The following is a 15,166-nucleotide window of genomic DNA, read 5'->3' as shown; positions in this document are numbered from 1 at the left end:
TCTTTTCTTCTTCATCGGCATATCCATGGCCTTTACACCTCATGATATGCCTCGCCCACGAAATCACGGATAGGTCCTGCTGTCCGCAAGCATTCTTGAACCCGACGACGGCGTACTGGATGCACCGCTGATCGCCATTGGCGGCACCTCCGATCCGACGGTGCCACTCGACGAGCTTGGCGCGTGGCGCCGGCTTACCTGCGGGAAATATACGCAGTTGGCGCTGCCCGGCGGGCACTTCTTCATGAACGAGAACATCGACGCCTTCATGAGCATCCTTCGCGGCATCGTGGGGGCGGAACGTGAGCCCCTCTCTAGATTCTGATGCATGGACAGCGCTGCCTGGTATCCTCCTCTTGCGGATGCGCGGAAAGACCATCCGCAGCGAGACAATATCGTGGGGTTGAAATGAGCTTTCCAGCTTCATTGCTCGAAATGGCGGGCGGAGCGGCACTGATTCTCGTGATTCCAGGGCCGACCAATACTTTGCTGTTTGTTTCCGGGCTACGTGTCAGACTGCGGACAACCCTGCCACTTGTTGCTGCCGAAGCATTCGGATATATCACAGCGATTTCGTTGTTCGGCTTCTTGCTGGTTTCCGCGTTCGGCCGATTTGCGTGGTTGCATGCTGTCATCAAGGGGGGCTGTGCGGTGTACGTCGGTTACCTTGCTCTGAAAATGTGGTCGCAAAGTCATCTAACGAAGGAACGCGTCGATCGCATCGTCAGCACCAGGGACATGTTGGTGGCAACTTTGACAAACCCGAAAGGGTTGCTGTTCGCTAGCACTATTTTCCCGGCCGAATCATTTCGGACCGTAAAGCATTTTTCTGTGGCGATGATCTGCTTTTTGGCGATCCTGGTTCCCATCGGCATCGGGTGGGCAAGCCTCGGCAGCGCGTGCAATCAGAGCGACAGTCTGATAGAGCAAACGCCGAGACTGCTGCGCGTTGCCTCGTTCGTACTCGTGTTCCTGTCGGGCTCGTTGGTGTATTCGGTGGTCAAGGCATACACGTTGAACCTGGTTTGAGTCGAATGGAAACTCTGTCCCGCTTCAAGGTTGGATCGGGTGCTGGCTCGCAAGGATGCCGCGTATCGCCAGCCATTTGGCCGGCGGCAGGCCGAACGCTTTGCTGAACTGTCGAGTCATGTGGCTTTGATCGTAGAACCCAGCGTAGATGGAGGCTTCCACTAGCGAATCTCCGAGTAGGAGACGGTTCTTCACGATATCGAGACGACGCATCGTTATATAACGATGCGGGCTGGTGCCGAACAGATCGCGGAAATCGCGGGACAGGCTCCAGCGATCCCGACCAGAGTAGTCGGCCAATTCCTCGAGGGTGATCTGACGTTCCAGCGAATCATGGATGAATTCCATCGCGAGCTTGCCGGCCCGATAATCGGGCGTAACCCTTTTGCTTTTCTGACCGCTGGCGATGCTGAGGGCGACGGTCAGGTCGTACAGTGCATCGTCTTCCTCGAGCGGGGTGAGTCGACTGTCGAGGTTTTGCAGCAGGGCGTCGGTTGCCTTGAATAGCCGGGGGTTCCGTGAGATCCCTTCAGGAATGAACGGCAGCGATTTTCCGCCCAGGACTTGCTGGATCAGAGCGGGGGCGATATAGATCATCCGGTACTGGAACCCGTCGGTGGTCCCGGCATGACCGTCGTGCTCCTCGTCAGGGTGAAGGACCATCGTCCCGTTCGGCAGGCTATGCTGCAAGGTTCCGCGGTAGTGGAAACTCTGCACGCCCGCCAGTGTCCGTCCGATTGCGTACGTATCGTGTCGGTGAGGGGAGTAGGCGTGTCCCGCAAAGTAGGCTTCGATGCGCTCGAGGTTCCCGATTTGCGGCTGGTAGATCCAATCCTTCGAAGAAGAGAAGTGTTCCATCAGATTTCGCCCTATGAAAAACGTTGCTTATGCAGAGGCAAACGGGAGATGGCCCTTTCTCCATTTTCATTCGCCACGGTCGAGTCGAGCACTGGCATCGATTGGATCATTGTGCCATGGTGAGCGTGACGCATCTGCGGATCGACGAGCCGCATCTTCGCTTAACGAAACGCGGTATCCCGCCTTAGGCATGCGTATTCCGCTTCTGCTTCTCCACATGTTTTTGTGAAGAAATGTGAATATCTATATGCAAATCCTCGATTTTCCAATGGCAAGGACTTACGGTCCTGGTCGTCGTTGCGCACCTGGATCGGTGGGCCCTGATCTGGCGCGTTTTTTGGAGCAGGCAGGTGGTGCGTGAGTAAAAATAAGCGTGCAATTGAAATCTGGTGATGATTTTTTGCTAATGCAGGGGTGCGTGTATTTTTGATTTAATGGCGGAATTTATTATCTGTTTGTGAAGATGAGGTGCTTTTTTTGCGTCTTAAAAATGTGGAAATTGTTGGTTTATTGGGAGAATTATTTATTGAGGATAATTGATTTTGATCGGGTATCGACGGTCAGCCTGGCAGAAAGAATATTGGGGCATTGGTTTACGGGAAACATCCGTATTTTTTCCTTTGCCCAAACGAGCGGATGCGGTGGGGCAGGCGACGTTCTTCTTCGCGCAGCCAACTGTGAGCAAAGTCGCATGAGCGGTGGCGTGTGGGTGTCCCCAGGTCGGCAGGAGCCCATGACGGCGTAATGGCGATTGGGCGATTGTCTGCTTCGCGCCGGCGTTCGCACGGACGCAGACCCAGGTCACGTCAGCCATTGCCGTATGTTCACAATTTCTCCTGCAAGGAAGATGGGCCGTGACCGGCGCTCAAGAGATGCTTTTCCTGCGCATGCCGGCGCGAGCACGTTTTCTTTCGACGGCATGTGCACGACTCGGCCCCGTACGCAATCGCGCTTGCATGCGCGCGACGCCGCACTGAGCCCGCACCATCTGGCACGACTGTTTCGCAGCGAGATGGTTCGCGATGCTATCGGCTAGGCTCGACGTGGGCAGTAGAGGGTAACGTCGGCACCACGTTCCACGGCAGGACCGGATGGTCAGCGATGCGCTCGAGCACGTAGGAGAGATGCGCCTCGGGATCGAGGCCATTAAGGCGGATGGCGGGCAGCCCATTCTGCATGTGTTAGCCAACAATGAAAGCGTCCCGTGAGACGCTTCTCACCAAGGCAAATTCGTTGTCCCGCCTGGCCTTACGCAAAAAACTGCAGCGGAATCTTAGTCCTGTTGACCCTCAACGACGCAGAAATTCGTACCGCCGCACTCAAAGAAAATGAAAGCGTCCCTCGGGACGTTTCGTCTGTGGCGAGGTTCTTACCGGGCGGTGACTTGCGCTGCGTGAGGCGAAAATTACACGGCCTGATTGCCCCGCACGAGCCTCGATTTCCCTGGGAATCGATGTCGAGTTCTTGCTCGTCGTTTACGAAAATCGCTTCATCAACGCGTACCGTTTGGATCGGTACCGGAGCTAATGCCAGCGCGCCGCTAACGACGCCCAGCAGGTGTACACGTATCAGCCGCGCGGCACTCTTCCACAGGTGATGCGCGCGATTGCCCTGACGTCGGGGTTTTCCACGCCGGACTTACCGGCAAACTGGAAGATACTCGTCGGCATTGCTGCCCTAGTCGCCGAGGAAATTCTGTGCGGTGACACAGATGATGCCGGTGCAATTGCCGACGCCGAGCATCTCAAAATATCGAATGATGAAGCATCGGCCACTGACCTCGCATCGATGGGCATCACTGACATTGAAGACTGCGACCTGAGTTATGAGGTCGTCGAGGAGGCCGCGCGAATATTGCGCGAAGGCTGGCTGGTCGTGCAGCAAGAGGCCGAGTCCCTGATTGAGTTCGCCACAGGCTAGCGCGGTCGCTACGGTTTGGCTTGGTGTGGGGGCCGCTCTCGGCGCGCCGTGGACAGCACCCAGCGTGGCCCGCGCACCCGCCTAGCGCGGACCGAGTTCAAGGCCTTCATCGAGAACGGTTCGGGCTGTACGCACATCTCTCGTTTCCGCGCCCTGGCTCACTCTGGAGAGAGTTGTCGAAAGAACATCCTCGGCCTCCTGCCGCTCACCCTTCTGGAACAGAAGTCTGGACAAGCTGGTAGCAGCGCGTAACTCGAATGAAAAAGTGCCGTGCTGCGTCGAAAGCGAAATCGCGTCTCGAAACAACGTCTCAGCCTTTTCCAAGGGCTTGCTACTATGCTCGAGATATTGTTCACCTAGCACACGCCAAATCTCTGGCGTAGCCCACCCGGCTCTGCCGGACGTCGCCCGCTCGATAGCCAGTGGAGTAAGAAGTTGTCGGTTCACGGTGGCGAGTGTTTCATGTGCAGTCGGAGCCCAATGGTCAAATGCGCGCCACCATGCTTTGCCTTGCGGCCGTGTTGATCGTTGTCGTCCGAATCCATAGCATTGTGCTTGGTCTCGCCAATTGACGAGCAGATACTCGCTAGAGAGCCCCTCAAGCAGCGACAAATATTTTTCCAACTCTGCATAGTCACCGCGCCAGCAGGCCACAGGACATGCGCCTGACGCGAGAGAGCAACAAACCGATAGGTCATGGCCCAGATTTAGCGCTTCCTCTACGCTTTCTGCCGCAACGGTGACGGCGTCGTCGACGAGCCCAACAAGCCAGAGTATTCGAGACCGAAGAGATGTAAGCGCTATGCGCGCATCATAACGAGTCGGGTCTTGTACTTTCCGCTTGGCTATTCTCGGTCCATGGATTGAAAGTGCGACGTCCGCATGATGCAGCGCACCTTCAACCTTACCCAATTGCGTATCCACCAGGGCTTGCATTCGGTGGTACATAGGTACGTCGCTAGTACGTGTGCGAGACAGCTCGTAAAGATGCCCGCAAAATCGGTTGGCTTCGTCGTATTCACCGGCCATTGTCGTCATCACAATGGTCCCATAGAGCACCTGAACTTGGCGGACTTCATGATGATGATGTATGGCCAGCGCCAACGCTTCGCGAAATGCGTGGGTTGAGACTCCGTGCTTGAGGGATTGTGTCAGGAAATCCGCCTGCGCGAGTGCGAGCAGGAGTCGAAATTCGGACTCGGCATCGGCTTCGCTGCCCCTCTGAATGAACTGCAGTGCATTCAGTACACGTTGACGGTACTCCTCACAAAGGTACAACTGATAGAAGAGTGAACCACTCGACCAAGTGAGTGCCACGCCGAGTGTTTTGTCTGTTGCGCTCGCGAGTGACCAGTCGAGTGCGGCGCGTACATCGTTCAGGATGCGAGGGGCGCCAGCCAGTTCATCCAATGCCGGCTCTGCCGAGGACCATACCGCGGGTTCGGTGAAGAGCGAAAGAATGTACTTGGCGTGCTGCCGCGCCGCGGCTTCATACTCGCCGCATTCTCTAAGCTTTTCGATACCGTATGCTTTCGTGCTATCGAGTAGTCGGAAGGTTGGACGCTGGCTGCCAGGAATTGACGTGAGTAGTGACTTGTCAACGAGATTCGCTATCGACGACACGATTGCGGGTGAGAGCGGCGAGCTGTCGTTCAAGAGGGCGCCAACCTGTGCGAACGAAAAGCTTCCCTTGAAGATGGCTGCGTGTCGCAATATTTTGCGCTCTTGTTCCGTTAGCGTATCGTAGCTCCAATCGATGGTTGACCGTAGCGTCCGATGGCGAGGTAGCGCAGTCCTATGGCCACGCGTGAGCACGTCCAGACGCTTATCCAGCACGCCAAGTAAGCCTTCGGCGCCAAATACGTGAACCTGCGCGGCTGCCAGCTCGATAGCAAGAGGCAGACCATCGAGCGAAGCGCATATATTGCAGATGGTTTCGATGTTGTCTGTGAGGACGGTGAATTCGTTCGACTGGAACGAGGTAGACCGCTCGCAGAACAATCTCACGCTTGAGTAGGATAGAGCGTCCTCAGTGGAGATTCCCTCCGCGTGTTCGGGAACGTCGAGAGGTCTGATTCGGTAGACATATTCGTTTGGAACTCGCAAGGGTTCGCGGCTTGTTGCGAGAACAGTGACGTGCTCACATGACTGTGAAATGGCGAGTACCAATTGAGCAACTGCGTCGATGACATGTTCGCAGCAGTCAAGTAGCAAGAGTCGTTCTGATTTTGCAAGGTAGTCGGTTATCGCATCGGTGGGCGAACGGTTGTCAACCAATAGTTCAAGTGTTGATGCGACTGTACTTGCGACATGGTCGCCATGACTGACCGATGATAGTTCGACTATGCTGGTCGCGACATTGTTCGCTTCGCTGAATGCTCGCACGGCCACGAGCGCAGCAGCCGACTTCCCAATGCCACCGGGGCCGACAATGGAAACGAAGCCTTTTATTGATAATAATCGGCAGATGTCCTCAATCGCAGTGCGCCGGCCGATGAGATTGCTGATGTCGTTGCTTGCCTCGCCGAGTGCTTCTGCCACTGCAGTGTTGCTCGAGGTAGTGTAGGTCACAGGCCCGACAAAGCAGTAACCGCGCCCCGTGATGCTGCGAATGCCATGCGAGCTTGCCGAATCTTCTGATAGAAGTTTTCGTAGCGCCGTAATCTGGACGCGTAAATTGACGTCACCGACCACCGAGCCAGGCCACACCTTCTCTTGAAATTCCTTTTGGGACACAACTTCGCCGGGACGGTGCACGAGCAGTGACAGAATATCGAATGCGCGGCTGCCAATTTCCGCGACTTCGTCTCCGCGTTCCAGGCGACGTTCGTCCGGGTAGAGGCGGAAACTGCCAAAAGCGATGCATGTACGCGGGGCCGGTGTCATTTGATGCTCACAGGAATTGTGTCGATTCACCAAAGTTGGCGAGGGTCAAGCCGGCAGGCGTCTCGTTCTGACTGGCGTGGTTCCGGAGGCACCCAGGCAATAAAGAAGCTCAGCTGATGCGGACGCACGGCAATCAAAGTGTGTAATTCCCTCTCTGACTGGATGTTAATACTATCGGCTACTCCTTGGGCCCCTCTACAGAGCTAGCGATGCCTCTCGACATGTGGCGGCGACAGGGCGACGTCAGTAAGCGGCTAGCCAACCCGTCTTGAGTTTGACCGAGGCGCTTGGGAGTATCGTGTCCACCTAACGAATAAGCGGACACGTGAACACTATCGAATCGGAAGCAGGCCAAACCCGAGTGCACACGCACTCAGATTACTTCAGATATCGAACCAAACCCTGAAAACGACTGAGCAGACCTGAAATCGTGGAAAAAGTGTCCGAGACGCGGCCGGACGGGTCTACCATGCGAGGCAGCAATGCTGCGAGCAGTGACTGTCGCGGGTGGTTTCAAGTTGTCCGAATGCATGTCAGGTATGGCACGTGCCACTTCGATATGCAGACGATGACGCAGGCCATGAGACAACCGCGTGGATGGCCTAAGAATTCAAGCGCTGCCTCTTCCGTCGGGCTGAATCCTTGAAGATGAGTCGGGCATGAGACGAGAACATGCAGCAGGACCAGCCATGCATGTGACGGAATCGTCAGCGGTTCCCGTTTCGATGGATATGCCCGTTGTATGGGTGAATATCTCGCGGGGCTCGGTTGATTGTTGCTGAATTCGGACATGTGAGTTTGTCCAGGCAACGTTGATTTATGTGTAATTGCACACTATCTTTCACCCATGGAATGCAGCCAGTGAAGTTTCGTTGTGTTTTTCGTGACCGAACCATTCGAATTTGTATTGATAGGAGTACCACCATGTCAGATAACAACAGCGGTCGTCATCCGTTCCTTGATGACCTTACCGAAGACGCCGTCCTTTCGAGCACATTGTTGCGCCAGCCAGTTTCTGGCCGTGAGCGTATCAAAAGTGTCATCGCAGCCGTTGGCGCGTTGTATCAAACCCAGACGCCAACGTTCCTGGGCATCGTTGAAAACCGAACCTTGCTGCAGTACGACGCGGTTCTGGTCGATGGAGTTGCCATCCGCGGCATTGCGGTCATCCAGCGCGATGAAGGTGGCAACGTGCCGCGCGTCAGTGTGACGTTCGAGCCGCTCGATGCAGCCATGCATCTTTCGCAACAGCTGGATTCGGCCTTGCGAGAGGAGATTGGTGATGGATTTTTCTTGTCCGTAAAAACGTGAATTCAAGCGTAACGGCTTGGTCGCCAGACGTGTACTTGGTTATTTGTCAACAGGAGAGTCAGCTATGAGTATCAAAGGTGCAGTTGTTTTTGTGACCGGTGCAAGCCGTGGTCTTGGACTTGCATTTGTGCGAGAGGCAGTGGCTCGAGGTGCCGCGAAGGTATACGCAGGTGTGCGCAATCCGGAGAGCTTCAGCGAACCCGGCGTTACCCCGGTCAAGCTTGATGTAACGGATTCTCGTTCGGTTGCCGATGCAGCAAAGATTGCGGCGGACACCACTGTGCTGGTCAACAACGCTGGAATCGCTGAAGTCACGACCGCTCCGTTTTCCGACGATGTTGCGGAACAGGCTCGTCGCTTTTTCGACACAAACTACTACGGTGTGATGCGCGTGACCGCTGCGTTCCAGCCATCGCTGCCGAGAGATGGCACGGGCGCGATCATCAACGTGCTGTCGGATGCCACATGGAGAGTCGTCCCGTTTCTCGCACCTTATGCAGCGTCGAAGGCCGCGGCCTGGAGCTATACGAACAATATCCGTGCGGTGCTGGCTGAAGAGCGTATTCAGGTGTTGGGGCTTCACGTTGGCGTGATGGATACGGACCTCACGAGAGGCTTCGATGTGCCGAAGAGCGACCCTGCGGATGTGGTCCGTCAAACGTACGATGCGCTGGAAGCGGGCGAGAGTGAGATTCTGGCTGATGAGCAAACGCGCGCTTTGAAGCAGACACTGTCCTTGAAGAATTCAGCGTACATTGACCCAACGGTTGCGTAAGCTCCGGTTGCGTTCTGCTACCATGACATGCCCGAATGGTACGAGCACGTGATGAAGAAGCTGGGTAGAACGTCAACATCAGTGGACCTCGATAGTCCTGACGTCTGTTATGCGTTAGCCGGGCGGCGGAGTGCTCGCTTCGTGACGCGCATTTATGAAAGTTATCTTGAACCTGCTGGTATTACGTCGTCGGAGTTCTCGATTTTGTCGCTGCTCGAATTCAGGCCGGGAATCACTGTCGCGGCGCTGGCGCGAAATATGGAGATGGAGCGAACGACACTCGTTCGCGTGCTGAAGCCCATGCGCGAGGCGGGCTATGTTTGTGATGGAGAGGAGAAGCTTGGCCGTGCGGTTACGCTGGTTGTATCGAAGGCGGGCTTGAGGAAGCTAGCCCAAGCGAAGCCGTATTGGGAAGCGGCCCAAAAGGCCTTTGAGGAAAGAGTTGGGAAAGCCGAAGCGGCTCTGTTCCGGGAAATGGCATTGGCGGCGGTTGCTCATCGAGAGTGACCCGCACAAGTCCGCACCATTGCTTCTCTGTCCGCCCCTCGATGTGAGCTATCGCTGATATTGAGGGGCGGGTTCTTTTATGGCTGCGTGAAGTGGTCCTTCCGTCAGAGGAGGGCCCGGTTGGCCACATACAGCACCATGCAACCGTTTCTTGTGGTCGAAGTCTTCCCGTCGTATGACCCGAAGACAGCTATCGAGTCTCTGTCTTGGCGCGTCGTGAGTCTGGAAGGATGGAGCCAGGCTCCATCCTTCCAGGCACTATCGCGCTGCCGGTCTTCAGCTGTCAAAAGGCGCATTCTCGATGAGGTCGCAAACATTCGGACAATCGAAGCCGTGGATGTGCCGACGCCCGATATCTGCAAGCCCGGTCCCAACTGCAGTATGAGGCTTCTTGCGTACAACCTCGGCAAGTGCTTGCATGAATGCGGACTTCATGCCCTCGCGGGGATATATCGAGAGAACGTCATCGACGAATGCCGGTGTAACCTCATCAAAGTTCAAGCCAAGAACGTCGACATGAGCGCCGAGAAAGACGAGCGCAATTTCTGCTTGCTTGCGGTCGGCAATGCCTGCACTGGAGTGCAGAGCGATTCCGTCCCAGACCAACTGAGCCTTCGTTTCGGCATAGCCGTTCGCGATGAGGAATCTACTGGCAGCATCAGCACCGTCGACTTCGAAGCGTTGGTCAGCACTGAATTCTTCGGCCAACCCCAAGTCGTGCAATAGCGTTGCGAGATAGACAAGTTCGCGGTCGTACTTGAGCCCACGCTTCGTACCGAGAAATTCTGCGAACCACCAAGTGCGATGGACGTGATTCAGAATCGGCTTTGAATGAACTCGCTCGACGAGAGAGGTCGCGCTGCGCGTCAATGCCGAGTCCGGAGCGACTATCCCTCCGATGGTGACAGGTGCGGTCAATTTATCCTCCATATGGTGCAGTGGTTCGGTTTCGGGGCAGACGCCTGTCAACGCAAGCGTATGTGCGCACATGTAAAGGCTCGCTGGGAAAACGCCGCGAGCCCGAACCCAAGTCCGGCCCCGCGCGCGGCTTATCCGTAACCGTAAGAGATTTCCACCCAGACGTCCTGTTCCGCATCTGCATGGAACCTGAAAATATTCGAGCAGCCCGGGAGCATGCCTTCAGCGGTTCGACCCGTAGATACAAGCCCGGCAATCTGAGCGCATATCGGCGCGGCGACAGGTGGCCATGGCCACGGTCACTAACGGCTAGCTGTCAGGTTATGGGTGTCTGGTTCCCATCCACCCCCCAATGCCCGGTAGACACCCACAGCGGCCCGCGCGGCGTCCGCGCGATTGGAGTCAAGCGCGTCTCTCGCGGAGAGCAACTGGCTGTCGGCGTCCAGAACGTCTGTCAACGTGATTGACCCTGCGCGATACGCCTGCTGAGACAAGTCACGAGCTTTCGTCAGTGCGTCAATCTGATCCTGGATTTCTGCCAGACGAATCTGAGTCTGAGAAAGGGTGACGAGAGCATTCTCCACATCCTCGGCAGCGTGCAGCACGGACTGGCGATAGACCGCCAGAGCCTCGGCGTTAGCCCCCTTGGCCTGCTTCACTTCCGCGTCGACTTTGCCGAAGTCGAAAAGCCGCCAGCGTAACGCGCTCCCGCCCACCGCCTGGAAGGCAGAGGCGCTGAACATATGACTGGTGCCTACGCTATCAAGACCGAGTGCACCAGATAGCGAGATTTTCGGATAGTAGTCGGATATCGCTGCGCCAATGTGTTCATTTGAAGCAGCGAGCCTACGTTCAGCTGCGATGATGTCGGGTCGACGACGAAGCATGTCCGTAGGCGAGTTATCGCTTGGTATCGGCGGCACGGCGGGGACGTCGTGCGGTGTCCCAAGCTCACCCGCGTAGGTGCCTGGCTGTACCCCCATCAGGACGTCGAGGCGATTCAACTGCTTCTCGAGCCCGACGCGCAACGGAGGAACGGTGGTGATGGCTTGCTTGAGCAATGCGTCTGCTTGTGCCACCTCTCTTCCGGTCGCAGAACCCGCGTTGTATCGGTCATGGACGAGTTGCAGCAAACGCCGGTCCGTTTCAATCTGGTCCTGGGCAACCCCGAGTCGGGCTTGATAACCGCGAATTTGCAGGTACGCGTCCGCGGCGTCCGCAGCGACGGTGACGCGGACGCCTGCCTGGTCGGCTTCCGCGGCCTGCGCTTCTTCGCGCGCTGCCGTGGCGTCACGCCGCAACCCTCCACACAGGTCGATTTCCCAGCTCGCCGCCGGCCCCAAAGTGTATTCGTGGCTCGTACGGGAGTAGCCTGGCAAGCTGGACGCGAGCTTACCTGTGGGACTTCGTGTACTTTGGTGCGCTGCTGTCGCGGAGCCGTCGAAATCAACCGTAGGCAGCAGGTCAGCACCCGCGCCAGCAGCCGCGGCACGAGCTTGTTGCACCCTCGCGAGCGATGCCGCCAGATCGAGGTTCTGAGCGAGGGCGCGTTGTACCACTTCGATGAGCATGGGGTCATCGAAGGCGCGCCACCACTGGTCGAGCGACGGCCCCGGCCTGCTTTGCGATTTGGACGCGGCACCGGTATTGTGGAAGGCCGCCAGACCTGGTTTCGGCGCAACGTAATCCGGGCCGACTGCACAACCCGTTACCGCTAGCCCGAGCAACGCGCTTGCGATGATCGTTTTCGTCTTCGAGGTTGTAATGCGCTTCATTTTGCGCTCCCACCGGAAAGCTCTCGGCTCAAAGTCCTTTTCGCGTCTCGATTGTTGAAATTGCGGATGAATGTATAGATTGCCGGCGTGAAAAGAAGCCCAAAGACGGTCACGCCCAACATGCCAAACAGAACTGCTGTTCCCAACGATTGACGCATTTCCGCGCCGGCGCCGGTGGCGACGGCCAGTGGCGCGACGCCAAGAATGAACGCGAACGACGTCATCAGAATCGGGCGCAGGCGAGTCTTGGCTGCATTGACCGCAGCATCTTCAGTCTCGTCGCCGTGATGCTCTCGTTGACGCGCGAACTCGACAATCAGGATTGCGTTCTTTACCGCGAGCCCGACTAATACGACGAAGCCGATTTGAGCAAGGATGTCGATTGGCATGCCTCGCACATGAAGCCCCGTGGACGATGCCAACAGGCACATCGGAACAATGAGTACGATCGCAAGCGGCATCTTCCAGCTTTCGTACTGGGCTGCGAGCACGAGAAATACACAAAGTGCAGCCGCCCCAAATATCGCCAACGTGGGGGTATGCGGCAATTGCTGCTGGTGGGCGAGGTCGGTCCATTCGAATGCGACACCCGGAGGAAGGACTTGCCGTGCGAGTTCCTCCATGCGCTTGAGCGCGACGCCGGAAGCCACCCCCGGTGCTGCGATGCCTTGTACTTCTGCTGCTGGATAGAGGTTGTAGCGGGGCACACGATAAGGCGTTGTCTTTTCGCGCAGCGTCGCTACAGTGCCGACCGGTACCATTTCGCCTGAGGCATTGCGAACCTTGAGACGAAGAATATCCTCGGGCGATTGTCGGAATGGTGAGTCGCCTTGTGCAAAGACCTGAAAGGTCCGGCCCAGATAATTGAAGTCGTTGACGTACTGCGAACCCATGTAGAGCTGCAGCGTGGAGAAAACGTCTGTTGGCGTGAGGCCAACCTTCTCTGCTTTCACGCGGTCGATATCGGCGTAGAGAGAGGGAGCGCCTACGTTGAACAAGGTGAACGCGCCTGCAAAGGCAGGGTCGTTGTTAGCCGCGTTGACAAGCGCCTTTGCTGCCTCGACCAGGGCTTGCGGCCCTACACCGCCGCGGTCTTCCAGCATCAGCTTGAATCCACCGGGGCTTCCGAGGCCCTGGACCGGCGGCGGCTGGACGACGAGAACAAAAGCATCATTGACGACCTTGAGACGCTCACGCAGACGCTTGATCATCTCTGCTGCATTGACGCCAGGAATATGATGACCATAGAGCGACGGCAATCCAAGGTACACGGTGCCGGTGTTGGGTGCGTTTGTTCCGGTGGTAACGTCAAATCCACTGAGGGGCGACGTGTGCTCGATTCCCGGCGTCGAGAGAATGATGTCGTTGACCTCCTTCACGGCCTTGTCTGTTCGCCCGAGGCTGGAACCCGGCGGCAACTGGACAAGTGCCGCGAGAGTACCTTGGTCTTGTTCCGGGATGAAACCCGTGCTCATTCTGGAGAACTGGAAGCCCGTCAGGGAAATCAGCACGGCATACACGACGAGTACGACTGACGTTGCCCGAACGAAGCGCCCTGTCATCCTTCCGTAGTTTGACGACAGCCACTCGAATGCGGTATTGAATTTACCGAAGCCACTTTGCACGAGGCGATTGAATCGTCCTCGCGGTTCGGTATGCGTGTGATATCCCGCGTGCGGCTTCAGCAGGATGGCGCACAGCGCAGGACTCAATGTGAGCGACACGAAGCACGAGATGATCGTCGATGCGGCGATTGTCGTGGCGAACTGCTTGAAGAACAGGCCTGAGATTCCAGTGATGAACGCCGCCGGTACGAACACGGCGCACAGAGTGAGCGCGATGGCGATCAGGGCTTCCGATACTTCGTCCATCGTCCGGTGCGCTGCTTCAAGCGGCGACATTCCCAGGCGCATGTTTCGCTCGACGTTTTCCACCACGACGATGGCATCGTCGACCACGATGCCGACGGCAAGGACGAGACCGAATAGCGAAAGATTGTTGATGGATATACCGCATGCCGCAAGGATGGTGAACGTCCCCATCAGCGAAACGGGAATGGCGACCACGGGGATGATCGTTGCTCGCCAGCTTTGGAGAAATACGAAAACGACACCGACGACGAGGACAATCGCGATGAAGATTGTCTTGATGACCTCGTCAATCGACTGGCTCACAAACGTTGTCGGGTCGTAGACGATCTTGTAATCCAGGCCCGGAGGAAAGCGCTTGCGGAGTTCCTTCATCTTGTCGAGCACTTCATGCTCGACGGCGACGACGTTGGAGCCTGGAATGGCATAGACCCAGGAAGACGCCGACGGACTCTTGTCCGCATATGCCAGTGTTCCGTAGTCCGACGAGCCCAATTCGGCACGGCCGATGTCCCGGATGCGCGTCACATGTCCATCATTGTCCGACTTCACGATGATGTCTTCGAATTGCTCGGGCGTGGTGAGGCGCCCAAGCGCTTCGATACTGATCTGGTATGCACCCTTGCCGCGGACGGTCGGGTCATTGACCGTGCCGGCGGAGACCTGAGCATTCTGCGCACGTAATGCCGCGAGGATTTGTGCCGCGCTGATGTCATGCACGGCTGCTTTGTCGGGGTCAATCCAGATACGCATCGCAAACTGGCGTTCTCCTGTCGTGGTGATGTCTGATACGCCGGGGAGCCGTGCAATTTCATCCTTCACGTGAAGAATCATGTAGTTTGAGATGTACTGCGCGTCGCGCGACCCGTCGGGGGAATACGGATGGATGCCCAGCAACACGGCCGGGATAGTCTTCTTGACGGTTACCCCTTGCCGCTGAACCTCCTCCGGCAGTCGCGACAGTGTGTCCTGTACGCGATTTTCCGTGAGCATCTGAGCAACGTTCATGTCGGTACCAACCTTGAACGTCACCGTGATGCTCAGGGCGCCGTTGCTCGTTGATTGGCTACTGATGTAATCCATGTTCTCCACACCGTTGATGGCCTGCTCGAGTGGCGTTGCAACGGTGCGAGCAATGGTGTCCGCGGACGCGCCGGGGTAGGCAGTCGTCACCTGAACTGTCGGCGGCACGATGTTGGGGTACTGAGCCACTGGCAGGAAATTCAGCGTTACCAGCCCGAAGAGCGTGATGAATATGCTGAGCACCGCCGCGAATCGGGGATGGTCGATAAAGAAATGAGCGAGTTTCATGATTGGAA

General features: G+C 56.8%; 11 protein-coding genes and 1 pseudogene. 5 read left to right on the top strand and 7 right to left on the bottom strand.

The genetic code is table 11. The features are described from left to right. Positions 1–427: hypothetical protein (locus DIE21_RS37560; protein WP_221622394.1), on the bottom strand; the 427-nt coding region annotated here is incomplete at its 3' end. Here DIE21_RS37560 and DIE21_RS20825 point away from each other — a divergent pair. After that, on the top strand, positions 409–1,029 hold the full coding sequence (locus DIE21_RS20825; protein ID WP_260432542.1) for a LysE family translocator: 621 nt from the start codon (positions 409–411) through the stop codon (positions 1,027–1,029). The two genes, DIE21_RS37560 and DIE21_RS20825, sit on opposite strands and share 19 nt — an antisense overlap. Positions 1,030–1,053: 24 nt before the next feature. Here DIE21_RS20825 and DIE21_RS20820 read toward each other — a convergent pair whose 3' ends face one another. Together DIE21_RS20820 and DIE21_RS20815 are read right to left on the bottom strand one after the other, a co-directional pair. Next, entirely contained in the window at positions 1,054–1,887 is an 834-nt protein-coding gene (locus DIE21_RS20820) for an AraC family transcriptional regulator (RefSeq protein WP_124499488.1), read from the bottom strand. A gap of 1,025 nt (positions 1,888–2,912) precedes the next feature. After that, positions 2,913–3,041 (bottom strand): annotated as a pseudogene (locus DIE21_RS20815) (transposase domain-containing protein); the annotation flags it as partial. Between the two features lie 403 nt (positions 3,042–3,444). Here DIE21_RS20815 and DIE21_RS20810 point away from each other — a divergent pair. Further along, entirely contained in the window at positions 3,445–3,807 is a 363-nt protein-coding gene (locus DIE21_RS20810) for a hypothetical protein (RefSeq protein WP_124499487.1), read from the top strand. Positions 3,808–3,888: 81 nt separating this feature from the next. Here DIE21_RS20810 and DIE21_RS20805 read toward each other — a convergent pair whose 3' ends face one another. Then, positions 3,889–6,693 (bottom strand): winged helix-turn-helix domain-containing protein, encoded by a 2,805-nt coding sequence (locus tag DIE21_RS20805; protein WP_124499486.1) that lies wholly within the window; start codon positions 6,691–6,693, stop codon positions 3,889–3,891. A 924-nt stretch (positions 6,694–7,617) separates the two neighbouring features. On the opposite strand from DIE21_RS20805, the gene DIE21_RS20800 reads away from it, so the two are divergent. The 3 genes from DIE21_RS20800 (at position 7,618) to DIE21_RS20790 (ending at position 9,286) form a co-directional block, all read left to right on the top strand. Continuing rightward, the gene (locus DIE21_RS20800) at positions 7,618–8,004 is read left to right on the top strand and encodes a hypothetical protein (RefSeq protein ID WP_124499485.1); all 387 of its coding nucleotides are present in this window, start codon (positions 7,618–7,620) and stop codon (positions 8,002–8,004) included. A gap of 64 nt (positions 8,005–8,068) precedes the next feature. After that, positions 8,069–8,779: an SDR family oxidoreductase gene (locus tag DIE21_RS20795; RefSeq protein WP_124499484.1), complete on the top strand. Its 711-nt coding sequence runs from the start codon at positions 8,069–8,071 to the stop codon at positions 8,777–8,779. A 51-nt stretch (positions 8,780–8,830) separates the two neighbouring features. Then, positions 8,831–9,286, top strand: coding sequence for a MarR family winged helix-turn-helix transcriptional regulator (locus DIE21_RS20790; protein WP_124499483.1), 456 nt, complete (start codon positions 8,831–8,833; stop codon positions 9,284–9,286). Positions 9,287–9,562: 276 nt separating this feature from the next. Here DIE21_RS20790 and DIE21_RS20785 read toward each other — a convergent pair whose 3' ends face one another. The 3 genes from DIE21_RS20785 to DIE21_RS20775 form a co-directional block, all read right to left on the bottom strand. Continuing rightward, on the bottom strand, positions 9,563–10,204 hold the full coding sequence (locus DIE21_RS20785) for an HD domain-containing protein (protein ID WP_124499482.1): 642 nt from the start codon (positions 10,202–10,204) through the stop codon (positions 9,563–9,565). 302 nt (positions 10,205–10,506) lie between these two features. Next, complete coding sequence (locus DIE21_RS20780; protein WP_124499481.1) at positions 10,507–11,979, bottom strand: efflux transporter outer membrane subunit; 1,473 nt, start codon at positions 11,977–11,979, stop codon at positions 10,507–10,509. Then, entirely contained in the window at positions 11,976–15,158 is a 3,183-nt protein-coding gene (locus DIE21_RS20775) for an efflux RND transporter permease subunit (RefSeq protein WP_124499480.1), read from the bottom strand. The genes DIE21_RS20780 and DIE21_RS20775 overlap by 4 nt, the downstream gene beginning before the upstream one ends. Positions 15,159–15,166: the final 8 nt, after the last annotated feature.

It is taken from the genome of Burkholderia sp. Bp9140, assembly GCF_003853425.1.
Classification (GTDB): domain Bacteria; phylum Pseudomonadota; class Gammaproteobacteria; order Burkholderiales; family Burkholderiaceae; genus Burkholderia.
This window is presented reverse-complemented; position numbering and strand designations above follow the sequence as displayed.

Coding starts and splice junctions, on each gene's coding strand:
- DIE21_RS20825 (WP_260432542.1), top strand. CDS start 409: ATGAGCTTTCCAGCTTCATTGCTCGAAATGGCGGGCGGAGCGGCACTG.
- DIE21_RS20820 (WP_124499488.1), bottom strand. CDS start 1,887: ATGGAACACTTCTCTTCTTCGAAGGATTGGATCTACCAGCCGCAAATC.
- DIE21_RS20805 (WP_124499486.1), bottom strand. CDS start 6,693: ATGACACCGGCCCCGCGTACATGCATCGCTTTTGGCAGTTTCCGCCTC.
- DIE21_RS20800 (WP_124499485.1), top strand. CDS start 7,618: ATGTCAGATAACAACAGCGGTCGTCATCCGTTCCTTGATGACCTTACC.
- DIE21_RS20795 (WP_124499484.1), top strand. CDS start 8,069: ATGAGTATCAAAGGTGCAGTTGTTTTTGTGACCGGTGCAAGCCGTGGT.
- DIE21_RS20790 (WP_124499483.1), top strand. CDS start 8,831: ATGAAGAAGCTGGGTAGAACGTCAACATCAGTGGACCTCGATAGTCCT.
- DIE21_RS20780 (WP_124499481.1), bottom strand. CDS start 11,979: ATGAAGCGCATTACAACCTCGAAGACGAAAACGATCATCGCAAGCGCG.
- DIE21_RS20775 (WP_124499480.1), bottom strand. CDS start 15,158: ATGAAACTCGCTCATTTCTTTATCGACCATCCCCGATTCGCGGCGGTG.